We start from the raw sequence: 12,904 nt of genomic DNA on the forward strand, positions 1-12,904 counted from the left end.
AAAGCTGACCGTTGCTCCGTACGCCCCCGTCGCCGACAGCGCCGGGGGCCTGTCCGTTTTCCGGCTTACGAGGCCGTTACTGCCATGACAGATACCGAAGTAAAAGCGCCAAAAATCGAATTTCCCTGCGCCGACTATCCCATCAAGATCATCGGCGACACGGGCGTGGGCTTCAAAGACAAGGTCATCGAGATTCTTGAGAAGCACGCCACCGTTGACATGAAAACCCTGGCCGAGCGCCAGAGCAGCAACGGCAAGTACACCACCGTTCAGCTGCACATCATTGCCACCGGGCAAGACCAGCTTTACGACATCAACAGCGAATTGCGGGCCACCGGCTTCGTGCACATGGTGCTGTGATGGGTGCGGTTCTGGGCTTTCGTGAACTCGGTCTGACCGACTACGAGCCCACTTGGCAGGCCATGAAACGCTTCACCGACGGCCGCGACCGCGAAACCGCCGATGAGGTCTGGCTTGTGCAGCATCCGCCTGTCTTCACCCAGGGCCAGTCCGGCAAGCCCGAGCATTTATTGCTACCGGGGGATATCCCGGTGGTGCAGGTCGATCGCGGCGGCCAAGTGACTTATCATGGCCCCGGCCAACTGGTAGCGTATCTGCTGCTGGACGTGCGCCGTCTGGGCTTTGGCGTTCGCGACCTGGTCACCCGGATCGAACACAGCCTGATCGACCTGCTGGCCGGTTATGGTGTCACCGCCACAGCCAAGGCTGATGCGCCAGGGGTCTACGTCGACGGCGCCAAGATTGCCTCACTGGGGCTGCGCATCCGTAACGGCTGTTCGTTTCATGGCCTTGCGCTGAACGTCGATATGGATCTGAACCCTTTTAAACGGATAAATCCCTGCGGGTATGCGGGGCTGGCAATGACCCAGCTGCGCGAACAGGCAGGTCCGATTGAATTTGCCGAGGTTAGTGCCCGGCTGCGTGCGCAGCTCGTCAACCACCTCGACTACGCTGAGCAGACGACCCTAACGGGCGGAATCGATTGATATGACTACTGCGTATGAGGCAGCTGACACTGTCGTGAATACAGAGAATGCCGTACAAACCCTGATCCCGACGGTAAACGTGGCCACGCCTGAGCGTGTGGCGCGTCCTAAAGTGGAAGCCGGCGTGAAGCTGCGCGGTGCGGAAAAAGTGGCGCGCATCCCGGTGAAGATCATTCCGACGGTCGATCTGCCGAAGAAGCCGGACTGGATTCGTGTGCGTATCCCGGTCTCGCCGGAAGTCGACCGCATCAAAGCGCTGCTGCGCAAGCACAAGCTGCACAGCGTGTGCGAAGAGGCGTCCTGCCCGAACCTGGGCGAGTGCTTCTCTGGCGGCACCGCGACCTTCATGATCATGGGGGACATCTGCACCCGTCGCTGCCCGTTCTGCGACGTCGGCCATGGCCGTCCGAAGGCGCTGGACACCGATGAGCCGAAGAACCTCGCCGTCGCCATCGCTGACCTCAAACTCAAGTACGTCGTGATCACTTCCGTGGACCGTGACGACCTGCGCGATGGCGGCGCTCAGCACTTCGCCGACTGCATCCGCGAAATCCGCCTGCTGTCGCCGAACGTGCAGTTGGAGACCCTGGTCCCGGATTACCGTGGCCGTATGGACATCGCGCTGGAAATCACCGCCGCGACGCCGCCAGACGTCTTCAACCACAACCTGGAAACCGTACCGCGCCTTTACAAGGCCGCGCGTCCGGGTTCGGATTACCAGTGGTCGCTGACCTTGCTCAAGCGTTTCAAGGAAATGGTCCCCCACGTGCCGACCAAATCCGGGCTGATGCTGGGCCTGGGCGAGACGGATGAAGAAGTCATCGAAGTCATGCAGCGCATGCGCGAGCACAACATCGACATGCTGACCCTGGGTCAGTACCTGCAACCGTCGCGCAACCACCTGCCGGTGCAGCGCTTCGTGCACCCTGACGTATTCGACTGGTTCGCCGAAGAAGGCTACAAAATGGGCTTCAAGAACGTCGCCTCCGGCCCGTTGGTCCGCTCCTCGTACCATGCGGACGAGCAAGCCAAGCTGGTCAAGTCGCTGCTCACGGCGGGTTGATCACGGCGTCACTGACGCAGAAAGCAAAACGGGCTGGATAGAAATATCCGGCCCGTTTTTTTTGTGTCGCGTTTCATTCTGCGCAGTTAAGGCTGGCGCAACTGCTGCAGCAGTTCCTGGGTTGGATACCCGTCCGCAGGCCAGCCAAAGGATTGCTGCGCGCTGCGAATCGCCTTGCGCGTGTTGGCGCCGATGATCCCGTCCGGCGCGCCTGCGTCGTACTGTCGGGCCGAGAGCAGCGTCTGCAACTCGATACGCTCGGTGCGGCTCAGCGGACGATCACCGCGCGGCCAGCTTCCCTGCACATAACCGCCGCCACTGAATCGCTCGGACAGCAAGCCGATCGCCATCGCATAGGACGACGAGTTGTTGTACTTCAGGATGGCGCGGAAGTTATCCATCACCAGAAAGGCCGGGCCTTTATAGCCCGCAGGCAGCAGCAAAGCGGCTTGTTGTTGCAGCAGATTGGCCGGCAGCGCAGAGCCGCTCGGCAGCTTCAGGCCCAGCTGCTGCCATTCGCCGATGGATTTGCGCGTTGAGGCGTCCGCCAGCGCGTAGTCAAACCCTTGCGCCAGCTGCACTTCGAATCCCCAGGGTTGACCTTTCTGCCAGCCCGAGCTTTGCAGGTAATGTGCAGTGGAGGCCAGTGCGTCGGTGGGGGAGTTCCAGATATCACGGCGACCGTCGCCGTCGAAATCCACCGCGTGGGTGTTGTAGGTCGTCGGTATGAACTGCGTCTGGCCCATGGCGCCAGCCCAGGAGCCCAGCATGCTCGGCGCATCGATGTCGCCGTGCTGAATGATCTGCAGCGCGGCGATCAGTTGATCCTGGGCGAACTGTGGTCGGCGTCCCTCATAGGCCAGCGTCGCCAGCGAGCGAATCACCGACTGCGTGCCCTGGAACTGACCGAAGCTGCTCTCCATCCCCCACACGGCGACCAGTGCCTGGCGATCGACGCCATAACGCTGCTCGATGGCGCTCAGCGCGTCGGCGTATTGATTCAGCAGGGCCTGACCCTTGCGTACACGCACGGCGGACATTGCGCCGTCGAGGTATTCCCACACCGGACGACTGAACTCCGGCTGGCTGCGATCGGCCTTGACCACGCTCATGTCCGGCGTGACGCCGGCAAATGCGTTATCAAACACCTCCGGACGCACACCCGCGTTCAGCGCGAGAGCACGAAACTGGCTCTGCCACTCGCTGAAGGTCATTGCGGGCTGGATTTCAAAGTTACCGTCGTCAGGTTGCGCAACAGCGCCGGAGGGCACGGGCAGACTTTTGACGACTTGCGCTGCGGGTGCGGCCTGGAGCGGGGTGGCAACGGCAGCGGTAGGCTGCTCGGCACAGGCAACCAGCGCGAAGAGGCTGGAAGCGGCGATCAACTGGCGGAGGTGCCAGCGACGGGGAAAGCTTGGGGGCATTCTGGGGTCCACAGGGCTAAACCGGAAGGTGCAGACCTTAACATGCCGGCCCTGTCGGTGGGGCGTCAGTCAGTAACCTGAAGTTTTCAAGCCGCCATAACGGAAGAAGCCTCCCAGCTTTTAGACTGGAAGGCTTCGCGGCGGTAGCTGCCTTTGCCCTTGCCGGGTTGTTCCTGACGGCTGCGGAACAGGGGCTGGGCGATGATGGATTTGGCCTTGTTCGGCCGCTTTTTGGCTTTGCTCATGGCGTTCTCGCTCAAGTGGTGGGGTGGAGCAGCGGGGATATTCTGCCAGTTAGGCGCCGCTGTCCAATTAACCTGAGCTATCGAAACGTTACAGATTATTCCGCCGGCAATGCCAGCCGTTGCCCCGCCATCAGCAGCGTCAGACGACTGAGGCTGCTCCAGACCGATCCCTGGGCCTGGCCTTTGATCTGCGCGTCGATGTGTTGGGCGTCCATCAACAACTGGCCCCAGCGTCGTGCCGAGTGGCGTTGCAGGGCTTTGCTCATCAACGGCTTGCGCTTGTCCCAGATGGGCGGACGCGCCTGGCTGAAGGCTTTGTCCAGCGGGATGCCCTGACTGAACTGCAACGCCAGATTGGCCAGCACGCGAAGCTCGCGGGACAGTGCCCAGAGAATGACCGGAGGCTCGACGCCTTCGCCGCGCAGGCCTTCGAGCATCCGCAGCGCGTGGGCCGCTTCGCCGTTGAGGATGGCGTCAGTCAGACCGAAAACATCGAAGCGCGCGCTGTCGGCCACCGCCGCCTGCACGGTCTCGACCGTGATCTGGCCTTCTTCGGCCATCAGCTTGAGCTTTTCGATTTCCTGCGCAGCGGCGAGCAAGTTGCCTTCAACCCGCGCGGCGATCAGTTCGATGGCGTCCGGGGTCGCTGCGAGGCCGGCCTGTGACAGGCGCTGACGAATCCATTGCGGCAACTGGCTGGCGTCCACCGGCCAGATCTGCACGAACTGTGTCTGCGGCCCTTCGACCAGCGCTTTGCCCCATTTGGTTTTCTGCGCCGAGCCGTCGAGCTTGGGCAGGCTGATCAACAGCAGCGTGTCTTCGGCAGGGCGGCCGCAGTATTCCAGCAGTGCGGCGGCGCCTTTGTCGCCGGGTTTGCCGGACGGCAGGCGCAACTCCAGCAGCCTGCGCTCGGCGAACAGCGACATGCTCGCGCCCGCCTGAAGCAGGGTGCCCCAGTCGAAGCTCGAGTCTGCGCTGAACACCTGACGTTCGTCATAGCCTTGCTGGCGCGCAGCCGCACGGATGGCGTCGCACGCCTCCTGACATTGCAGCGGGTCATCGCCGCTGACGATGTAGACAGGCGCAAGCGCACCTTGAAGGTGTTTGGAAAGCTGGGCGGGGGCGAGTTTCATGGGTCAGAAAAGATCAGGGCCGGCGAACCGGCCCCGACGCCGTCACTTGGACGGGATTTCGATAGGCGACTGCTGTGGCGTCTCGTCGCGAATGCGCTGAGCAGCGGCTTCGGCATCCGCCTGGGCGCGGGCAGCGGCGTCGGCTTTGGCTTGCAGCTCGTCAAGGCGCTGAGGTGTCAGCTGCTGCAGACGGGCCAGCACTTTCTGCACGAGGTCAGTGCGCATTTCCTTACGGATCTGATCGGCTTCCTGGTCAGAGCCGATCAGGTTGTTGCCGTCATGGACAAAGACTTTCTGCGACTGCACGGAGTCATCAAGCAGCAGAACATCTTTGCTGCCGTGAATTTCGTACTTGAGCACGGTGGTCAGCTCGTATTCGGCGGAGCGACCGGAGCCGGCGTAGCTCGCCGTGCGCTGGGCTTCGTCTTCACGGGCGATGAACAGCTTGTACTGGGCGCCGGTGTAGACGTGCACGCCGCTGTTGGTCAGGGTCTGACGCAGCTGGGTGACGACGTCGCCGTAAGCGTCGCGCGCGCTCACGTCCAGTTCCTTGATCGACAGGGCGTTGGTGCCGGTGCCGCGCAGCTGGAAACCGCAGGCGCTCAGCAGAACCGCGAGTCCCATTACCAGCAGATTGCGTTTGATCATCTTGTTGCTCCCTTGAATCCGTTAGAACCCGGCATCCCGGGTTCTTGAAATTTATGCGGGGCCTGCAGACAGGCGCCCGATGATTGCGTCAGCTGGCGACGATATTAACCAGTTTGCCCGGCACCACGATGACCTTGCGGATCGTCAGGCCGTCGATGAAGCGCAGCACGTTTTCGTTGATCCGTGCGGCAGCCTCGACTTCCTCGCGGGTGGCGCTGGCCGGCATCTCGATATGGCCACGCAGCTTGCCGTTGACCTGAATCACCAACTGCAACGTGTCCTGCACCAGTGCCGAGTCATCCACCACAGGCCAGCCGGCGTCGATGATTGGACCTGAGTGGCCCAGCGCCGCCCACAATTGGTGGCTGATGTGCGGGGTGATCGGCGCCAGCAGCAGGGCGACCGTCTCCAGACCTTCCTGCAACAGCGCGCGGTCCTGAGCCGACACCTGCGGCGCTTTTTCCAGGACGTTCATCAGCGTCATCACCTGAGCGATAGCGGTGTTGAATTTGTGGTGCTGGCCCACGTCCTGACCTGCCTGCTTGATGGCCAGGTGGATCGAGCGGCGAATGGCCTTCTGGTCGTCGTTCAGCGCGGTTTTGTCGAGTGCGCCTGCAGCGCCCGCCGTCACGTGAGCCTGCGCCAGACGCCAGACGCGCTTGAGGAAGCGATGGGAGCCTTCAACGCCTGAGTCAGACCACTCCAGGCTCATGTCAGGCGGCGAGGCAAACATCATGAACAGGCGGCAGGTGTCGGCGCCGTACTGGTCGATCATCGACTGAGGGTCGACGCCGTTGTTCTTAGATTTCGCCATCTTTTCGATGCCGCCGATTTCAACCGGCTGGCCATCGGCAATCAGCTTGGCGCCGATGATCTTGGCCTTGCTGTCGCGTTCGAACTCGACATCCGCCGGGTTGAACCAGGTTTTGCTGCCGTTGGCTTCCAGACGATAGAACGTCTCGGCCACGACCATGCCCTGGGTCAACAGGTTCTTGAACGGCTCGTTGGAGCTGACCAGGCCTTCGTCGCGCATCAGCTTGTGGAAGAAGCGCGCGTACAGCAGGTGCAGGATCGCGTGTTCGATACCGCCGATGTACTGATCAACCGGCAGCCAGTGGTTCGCGGCCTTCGGGTCGACCATGCCGCCTTCGTAGTGAGGCGAGGCATAGCGGGCGAAATACCACGAGGACTCGACGAAGGTGTCCATGGTGTCAGTTTCGCGCTTGGCCGGCGCCCCGCAGGTCGGGCAGCTGCACTCGTAGAACTCGGGCATGCGCGCCAGCGGTGAGCCCGCGCCGTCCGGTACCACGTCTTCAGGCAGCTTGACCGGGAGTTGATCTTCCGGGACAGGCACGTCGCCGCACGTGTCGCAGTGGATGATCGGGATCGGGCAGCCCCAGTAGCGCTGGCGGCTGATGCCCCAGTCGCGCAGGCGGAACTGGGTGCGTGAGTTGCCCAGTTCTTTCTTGAGCAGCGCGGCTTCCATGGCGTCGAACGCGCTGGTGAAGTCCAGACCGTCGAACTCACCGGAATTAATGAGCTGGCCGTGCTCGCCGTACGCGTCCTGCCAAGGCGCAGGGGTTTCATCGCCCGCGCTGGTGCGCACAACGGCTTTGATCGGCAGGCTGTACTTGGTGGCGAACTCGAAATCGCGTTCGTCGTGTGCAGGCACGGCCATGACCGCACCGTCGCCGTAATGCATCAGCACGTAGTTGGCGACCCACACCGGGAGCTTCTCGCCGGTCAGCGGGTGTTCGACGAACAGCGAGGTCGGCAGGCCTTTCTTTTCCTGGGTAGCGACGTCGGCTTCGGCGACGCTGCCGCTTTTGCATTCGTTGATGAACGCTTGCAGCTCGGGATCGTTCTGCGCCGCGAGGGTCGCCAGCGGGTGCTCGGCGGCAACGGCGACGTAGGTCGCGCCCATCAGGGTGTCGGGGCGGGTGGTGAAGACTTTCAGGGTGCCGGCTTCGCCGATGGACGCCTGGTCGTACGGGAACTGCACTTCCATGCCACGGGATTTGCCGATCCAGTTGCGCTGCATGGTCTTGACCTGTTCAGGCCAGCCCGGCAACTCGTCGAGGCTCTCCAGCAGCTCATCCGCGTAGGCGGTGATCTTGAAGTAGTACATCGGGATTTCGCGTTTTTCGATCACCGCGCCCGACCGCCAGCCGCGCCCGTCGATGACTTGCTCGTTGGCCAGGACGGTCTGGTCGACCGGGTCCCAGTTCACGGTGCCGTTCTTGCGGTAGATCACGCCTTTTTGGAACAGGCGAGTGAACAGCCATTGTTCCCAGCGGTAGTAATCGGGTTTGCAGGTGGTGATTTCGCGGGACCAGTCGATCGCCAGACCCAGGCTCTTGAGCTGGTTCTTCATGTAGGCGATGTTTTCGTAGGTCCACTTGGCGGGGGCGACGTTGTTCTTCATCGCGGCGTTTTCCGCCGGCATGCCGAACGCGTCCCAGCCCATCGGCTGCAGCACGTTTTTGCCTTGCATGCGCTGATAGCGGGCGATCACGTCGCCGATGGTGTAGTTGCGCACGTGACCCATGTGTAGCTTGCCGCTGGGGTAAGGGAACATCGACAGGCAGTAGAAGGTGTCCTTGCCTGGCTGTTCACTGACTTCAAAAGACTTTTGCTCGTCCCAGAAGGTCTGGGCGGCGGCTTCGATTTCGCGGGGCTGGTAGAGTTCGTGCATGGCTACTTTTGGCTGAAATGAGTGACCCTTGACCGCTTCTCGGCGTGACCGGATCAGGAAGCCTTCGCATGCCAGACGGGGCCGTCCGCATTGCGATGCATCCATGCCCGGTTGGGCGGAAGTGGATTTACAGGAAGCGCCGTAGCATACATGAGGCTACCAAGCCGAGGGAAACCCTGATTGCGTGCTCAAGACTCGGCATCTGCGGCATCCGCCGTTGGTCGCGGCATCGCGCCGGTTTTTGCAGCGGCGCTAAGCTCACTGACGGGGGTAAGTGTTTATCTTCAGTGAGGTGAACGGATGGCAGAGCTGCAGCATGAAGTAGAGCAACCTGATGTGTATGACCGTCTGATCGATCGTCTGGGCCTGGCTCTGGACACGGCAAAAACAGCGGTGCGACTTCGAAACGAATCCCCCGTTGAGCTTGAGTTGCGTGGCTTGAGTCACGCCGAGTTTCAGTTGATCGAGGCTTATCTGGGCAGAACCGAAGTCGTTTTCAAAGAAGATTCTCCGACCGTCACGAGGGGAGGTTCAAGCACCTCACGGGAGCCTTCAGAGCCGATGCGAGCGTCCCATCCCCACGCCAATGTCATCTGGCTCAAGGATCAGCGCCGAGCCAAGGTGTCGGCAAAGTTGAGTCGCTACAGTTCCAGCAAACATTTCAAGCGTTAACTTCTGCGGGGACTGACCCCGGCCAATCGAGCATTGCTGCTTAGCGTCATTGCTTCTAGGCTTCGGGCATCTTTGGAGATGCCCGATGCCCTTTCGTTACTTCATCAAAAATCTGCTGCTGCCTCCGGGCCTATTCCTGCTGTTGTTAGTGCTCGCCTGGTGGTTGAGAAACAGGCGACCGGTGTTGGCGCGGGTGCTGTTCGTGATGGGCGTTGGCGGGATGGCCGCGATGAGTCTGCCGATTGTGGTGGAGTGGTCGGCGAAGGGCATCGAGCGCATCCCGCCGCTGCCGCAGAGCAAGTGGGCAACGCTGGCCCAGCGCGCCGATGCGATCGTGATTCTGGGCTCGGGCCGGGAACGCAATGACCCGAGCTGGGGCACCGACATCCCGACGGGGGTTGCGCTGGAACGCATGAGATACGCCGCGCGTCTGTCGAAGGCGTCGGGCCTGCCGATCCTCACCACCGGCGGGCTGCATTACGGCGAGCCGCCGAGCGAGGCGGCGATCATGGCCGACTCCCTGCGCGACGACTTTGGCGTGACTGTCCGTTGGCAGGAAGGTGAAAGCCGCACGACCTGGGAAAACGCCAAGATGACGGCCGCGATCCTATTGCCCCAGGGCATCAAGCGTGTGGTCGTGGTGACCCAGGCGTGGCACATGCCGCGTTCGGTCTGGAGTTTCGAGAAGGCCGGGTTCAGCGTGGTTCCAGCTCCGGTCGGCTTCCTGAGCGTGGACAACGCCCGCCCATTTGGAGGCTGGACGCCGGAGGCGAGGGCGGTGTGGCAGAACGGGCAATTGATCAACGAAGCGGCGGGGTTGGTGGGGTATCGGTTGTTTTACCGGTGAGCTGAGCAGCAGGCGTTCGGTCCCGCTGTCAAAGCGCGTATCCCCTGACACCGCGCACGCTGTTAGTGGGACCGGCTTTAGCCGGGAAAGCGCCGGGTGTCACACTGCAAATCTGATGATGCGCAAACTGGCCTCTTCCCGGCTAAAGCCGGTCCCACTAATAGACCGCATGCATCCAGTCATGCTGGTGCCCAATTGTAAGATCATGCGCACTCAGCGGGACTGGCGGTGGCCCAATGGTGGAACCGTACGCGTTCAGCGAGACTGGCTGCGGTTTAATGTGGGACCTGCTTTAGCCGGGAAGGGGTCGGGTATCACACCGCATATTTGATGGTGTTCATGCGGGCCTCTCCCCGCTGAAGCCGGTCCCATGGGGATGTCATCATCTATCAGAAATCTCTCGATACCCACCCGCTATAGGTAAAGGGGTTCACTGCTTTTACTGTTCGCCTTCACAACGAGGGAGAGCGGCGAAATGTATGGAAGCAAACATGAACGGTCTTTGCGTATCGGTCGATATTCCCAACAGGGGAACGTCTATCTCGTAACCTCTGTGGTGAAGGATCGCACCCCTCTGTTCAGTAATATTCAAATAGGCCGCCTAGCGGTTCAGGAAATGAAACGTTTGCACGACTCAGGCGTTGTGCACTCATTCGCCTGGGTGGTTATGCCCGATCATCTGCATTGGCTGTTTGAACTCAAGTCAGGATCACTGCCTGCGCTCATGCAAGCGCTGAAGGGCAGAACCGCTTTCGCAGTGAACAAGGCACATGGCGCAAAAAAAATGACATGGCAGAAGGGTTATCACGATCATGGGGTCAGGGCCGATGAGGAGCTCGTCGAAATGGCTCGCTATGTCATTAATAACCCGATTCGAGCAGGGCTGGTGATGCGCCGGGCAGATTATCCACTGTGGGACTGCGAGTGGGAGCTTGAGTGGGACTGCCTGTAGCTACCCCACCAAAACACCACATGCTCTTAGTGGGACCGGCTTTAGTCGGGAAGGCGTCAGGTGTCACACCGCATATTTGATGGTGTTCGTGCCGGCCTCTTCCCGGCTGAAGCCGGTCCCACTAATAGTCCGCGTGCATTCAGTCAGGCTGGTGCAGGCCGACTGTAGGACCAAGTGCAGTCAGCGGGGCTGGCTGAGGCTTAATGGTGGGACTGTGCGCAGTCAGCGGGACTGGCTGTGGCTCAATGGTGGGACCGTCCGCATTCGGTGAGACTGGCTGAGATTTATTGTGGGACCGGCTTTAGCCGGGAAAGCGTCGGGTGTCACACCGCATATTTGATGGTGCTCGTGCCGACCTCTTCCCGGCTAAAGCCGGTCCCACTAATAGTCCGCGTGCATTCATTCAGGCGGGTGCAGGCCCAATTGTAGGATCGCGCGCGGTCAGCGGGGCTGGCTGAGGCTCAATGGTGGGACCGTACGCAGTCAGCGGGGCTAGTTGAGATTTATTGTGGGACCGGCTTTAGCCGGGAAAGCGTCAGGTGACACACCGCATGTTTGATGGTGTCCGCGCTGGCCCTTTCCCGGCTGAAGCCGGTCCCACTAATAGTCCGCATGCATTCAGTCAGGCGGGTGCAGGCCAGTTGTAGGACCAAGCGCAGTCAGCGGAGCTGGCTGCGCTCGAGGGCTCACACCGCCTTCGCCATCCGACCCGCGAAGAACGCCCAGCCGATCAGCAGCAGTGACAGCACGATCAGCGGCCACGAGCGCCAGTGCAGGTACGGCGTGAGGTTTTGCATCGGGGTCACTTCGCCGTACATCACGGCGCGCTCGAACTGCGGCACGGTGGTAGTGATTTCGCCGAACGGGTCGATCAGCGCGCTGACGCCGTTGTTGGTGGCGCGGATCATCCAGCGGCCGGCTTCCAGGGCGCGCATCTGCGCCATCTGCAAGTGCTGCAGCGGACCGATCGAGGTGCCGAACCACGTGTCATTGCTCACCGTCAGCAGCAGATCGCTTTGCGCCGACAGCCCTGCGGCGAACTCCGGGTACACCACCTCATAACAAATGAACGGCGCGATCTCATAACCCTTGGCCTGCAACAGCGCTTGCCCGGACGGGCCGCGCGCAAAGTCGGACATCGGCAGGTTGAAGAACCCGATCAACCCCCGCAGCAGGTCCTGCAACGGCACGTACTCACCAAACGGCACGAGCTTCTGCTTCAGGTAAGTGCCATCGCCTTCACCGGTTACGGTAATGGCGTTGTAGTAACGGTATTCCCCATGGGTGCCTTTCTCTCGCAGTGGCACGCCGGTGATCAGCGCCGAATCGCGCTCGGCCGCAAACTTGCCCATCACCGACAGGTAGCCTTCGACCGATTCCTTGAGCACAGGCACGGCGGTTTCCGGCCAGATGATCAGGTCAGCTTTCTTCGAGGTGAACGTCATGTCGCGGTACAGCGCCAGTTGCGCGTTGAGCGCCGCCGGGTCCCACTTCATGCTCTGTTCGACGTTGCCCTGCATGGCTGCGACGGTCAGCGGCTTGCCGGCAGGCTCGGTCCAGGCGTGATCTTTCAGGGCCAGCCCGGCAACCCATGGCGCCAGCAGCAACGCAATGCCTGCCGCCAATTTTGGCGCGCGGGTGCGCAAACGAGGCAGATTGCACAGCAGCGCGGCACTCAGGGCGAGCACAAAGGAGATCAGCCACATGCCGCCCAGTGGCGCGAGTCCTTTGAGGGGGCCGTCCAATTGGCTGTAGCCGGAATAAAGCCAGGGGAAACCGGTGAGGAACCAGCCGCGAAACATCTCCTGGCCGAACCACAGGGCTGCGAAGGCTAGAGAGTCTGCCAGCGGCGCTTCGTTACGACGGATCCAGCGGGCCCAGATCCACGCCGGCAGGGCGAAGAAAAACGCCACCGCTGCGCAGAACAGCACCATCAGGAAAGCCGCCAGCCAGACCGGCGCCTCGCCATAGGTGTGGATGCTGACGTAAATCCAGCTGGTGCCGCCGCCGAACAGGCCGAACCCGTATGACCAGCCGCGCCAGAGGGCCTGACGCGGGGTGAGGTCACGCAGACCGAGATAGAAAACCACCAGCGCGACAATCGCCAGGGGCCAGATATCGAACGGTGCCAGGGCCAGGGTAATCAACCCGCCGGCCACCATGGCCAGCAGGTTACCGGGCCAGCCGGGGCGGGTGATCCAGCGCATTTACATTCCTT

General features: G+C 61.6%; 12 protein-coding genes. 6 read left to right on the top strand and 6 right to left on the bottom strand.

Annotated elements, in window-relative coordinates:
• The first annotated feature begins 84 nt into the window (after window positions 1-84).
• Genes M1E04_RS02975 through lipA form a run of 3 tightly spaced genes read left to right on the top strand, consistent with a single transcriptional unit; the run spans window position 85 to window position 2,070 of the window.
• Window positions 85-360, top strand: a complete 276-nt coding sequence (locus tag M1E04_RS02975; RefSeq protein WP_065988372.1) for a DUF493 domain-containing protein — start codon at window positions 85-87, stop codon at window positions 358-360.
• On the top strand, window positions 360-1,007 hold the full coding sequence (lipB, locus tag M1E04_RS02980; protein ID WP_456292365.1) for a lipoyl(octanoyl) transferase LipB: 648 nt from the start codon (window positions 360-362) through the stop codon (window positions 1,005-1,007). The genes M1E04_RS02975 and lipB overlap by 1 nt, the downstream gene beginning before the upstream one ends.
• Before the next feature lies 1 nt (window position 1,008).
• Window positions 1,009-2,070, top strand: coding sequence for a lipoyl synthase (gene lipA / locus M1E04_RS02985; RefSeq protein ID WP_065988370.1), 1,062 nt, complete (start codon window positions 1,009-1,011; stop codon window positions 2,068-2,070).
• 86 nt (window positions 2,071-2,156) lie between these two features.
• On the opposite strand, the gene M1E04_RS02990 is transcribed toward lipA, so the two are convergent.
• From M1E04_RS02990 to leuS, 5 genes are all read right to left on the bottom strand, one after another.
• Window positions 2,157-3,494, bottom strand: a complete 1,338-nt coding sequence (locus tag M1E04_RS02990) for a lytic murein transglycosylase (protein ID WP_065988369.1) — start codon at window positions 3,492-3,494, stop codon at window positions 2,157-2,159.
• Window positions 3,495-3,580: 86 nt separating this feature from the next.
• Window positions 3,581-3,739 carry an alternative ribosome rescue factor ArfA gene (gene arfA / locus M1E04_RS02995; protein WP_037017982.1) on the bottom strand — a complete coding sequence of 53 codons (159 nt, stop codon included), beginning with the start codon at window positions 3,737-3,739 and terminating at the stop codon, window positions 3,581-3,583.
• Between the two features lie 95 nt (window positions 3,740-3,834).
• Window positions 3,835-4,872: a DNA polymerase III subunit delta gene (gene holA / locus M1E04_RS03000; RefSeq protein WP_065988368.1), complete on the bottom strand. Its 1,038-nt coding sequence runs from the start codon at window positions 4,870-4,872 to the stop codon at window positions 3,835-3,837.
• A 42-nt stretch (window positions 4,873-4,914) separates the two neighbouring features.
• The gene (locus tag M1E04_RS03005; RefSeq protein WP_065988367.1) at window positions 4,915-5,520 is read right to left on the bottom strand and encodes an LPS-assembly lipoprotein LptE; all 606 of its coding nucleotides are present in this window, start codon (window positions 5,518-5,520) and stop codon (window positions 4,915-4,917) included.
• A gap of 88 nt (window positions 5,521-5,608) precedes the next feature.
• Window positions 5,609-8,215: a leucine--tRNA ligase gene (leuS, locus tag M1E04_RS03010; RefSeq protein ID WP_456292366.1), complete on the bottom strand. Its 2,607-nt coding sequence runs from the start codon at window positions 8,213-8,215 to the stop codon at window positions 5,609-5,611.
• A gap of 300 nt (window positions 8,216-8,515) precedes the next feature.
• Here leuS and M1E04_RS03015 point away from each other — a divergent pair, with 300 nt between their 5' ends.
• From M1E04_RS03015 to M1E04_RS03025, 3 genes are all read left to right on the top strand, one after another.
• On the top strand, window positions 8,516-8,887 hold the full coding sequence (locus M1E04_RS03015; RefSeq protein ID WP_296306878.1) for a hypothetical protein: 372 nt from the start codon (window positions 8,516-8,518) through the stop codon (window positions 8,885-8,887).
• Between the two features lie 85 nt (window positions 8,888-8,972).
• Entirely contained in the window at window positions 8,973-9,734 is a 762-nt protein-coding gene (locus M1E04_RS03020; RefSeq protein ID WP_192133533.1) for a YdcF family protein, read from the top strand.
• Between the two features lie 475 nt (window positions 9,735-10,209).
• The gene (locus M1E04_RS03025) at window positions 10,210-10,686 is read left to right on the top strand and encodes an REP-associated tyrosine transposase (RefSeq protein WP_456292367.1); all 477 of its coding nucleotides are present in this window, start codon (window positions 10,210-10,212) and stop codon (window positions 10,684-10,686) included.
• Between the two features lie 686 nt (window positions 10,687-11,372).
• On the opposite strand, the gene lnt is transcribed toward M1E04_RS03025, so the two are convergent.
• A complete protein-coding gene (gene lnt, locus M1E04_RS03030; RefSeq protein WP_456292368.1) occupies window positions 11,373-12,893 on the bottom strand; it encodes an apolipoprotein N-acyltransferase in 1,521 nt (506 codons plus the stop codon).
• Window positions 12,894-12,904 lie beyond the last annotated feature (11 nt).

The organism is Pseudomonas sp. AK106 (assembly GCF_053903055.1).